The sequence below is a fragment of the Rhizobacter sp. P1_G5 genome, from assembly GCF_056405435.1.
The window spans coordinates 1-1004 of the sequence record NZ_JBFUCB010001070.1 but is presented as its reverse complement, the minus strand read 5'-3'; the positions used below and the strand labels follow the sequence as shown (position 1 = coordinate 1004).

The window sequence follows — 1004 nt, the reverse complement described above, 5'->3', positions numbered from 1 at the left end:
GCATTGCCGTGCACGCCGCAGCCGAAGCAGTGATAGGTCTGGCGCGTCGGGCTCACGGTGAAGCTCGGCGTCTTCTCGCCGTGGAACGGGCACAGGCCCTTGTGGTTGATGCCGGCCTTCTTCAGCTGCACATGGCGGCCGACGACTTCGACGACGTCGATGCGGGACAGCAGTTCCTGGATGAAGCTCGGCGGGATCACCCCGCGAGTCTATCGAACCGCCCCGGGGGAAGACCCCGACCCGCGACTTGTGCAGCTTCGCACGGCACCGTCTTCCCGGGCAGTTACCGATTGACGCAAGGGTGACCATGCTCGGTACACTTTTTGCACCGTGGAACTCGATGCCGTGTCGTTGGGGCACGTCAAGACTCTCGGAAGGAATCGTGTGCAGATCAATTCGACGCCGGAACAGGCGCGTTTGCGGCTCTTGCCTCGTACTTTCTCGCCTCGCACACTCTGCCTCGCACTGCTGGCTTCCGGGCTGATGTGCGCCTGGCAGGCGGCCCGCGCRCAGGCAGCATCGGCGCCTGCCGCCAAGGAAGAGTCGGCCCCGAGCGAGCGCTCCAAGCGCGAGGCGGAGAACGTCTTCCGCTGGATCATGATCCACTCGGACAAGCCCCGCAAAGTCCGCGACGGCAAGGACGACGTCAAGCCGCCCGCACCCGCGCCGGTTGCCAATGCACCCAGACCGGCACCGGCCGCACGCGTCGCGAAGGTGGGCGAGGGTAGTGCCGAAGGGGCGGCCGTTTCGCCGACACCCGCACCAGCAGCGGTCGGGCGCATCGCCCCGGCGCCGGCCGCCACGCAGGCCGTCCAGGCCATTCAGCCTGCCGCGCAGGCCGTGCCGGTCTCCAGCGTCGACAACGAAGCGGCCCGCCTGGCGAACAGCGCAGCGGCCCACGCCCGCAGTGGTGCCACGGCGATGCCCGATGCGGCCGCGCCGCCTGCACTCGCCGCCGCGCCGGAGCCTGATGTCGAAGAGGCGCTGGTGATGGTCTCCCAGGT

General features: G+C 68.7%; 1 protein-coding gene and 1 pseudogene. One reads left to right on the top strand and one right to left on the bottom strand.

The features are described from left to right. The coding region (locus AC1D12_RS34070; RefSeq protein ID WP_477845486.1) for a CHC2 zinc finger domain-containing protein at positions 1–200 on the bottom strand (200 nt) is incomplete at its 3' end. A gap of 130 nt (positions 201–330) precedes the next feature. On the opposite strand from AC1D12_RS34070, the pseudogene AC1D12_RS34065 reads away from it, so the two are divergent. Next, positions 331–1004 (top strand): annotated as a pseudogene (locus AC1D12_RS34065) (hypothetical protein); the annotation flags it as partial.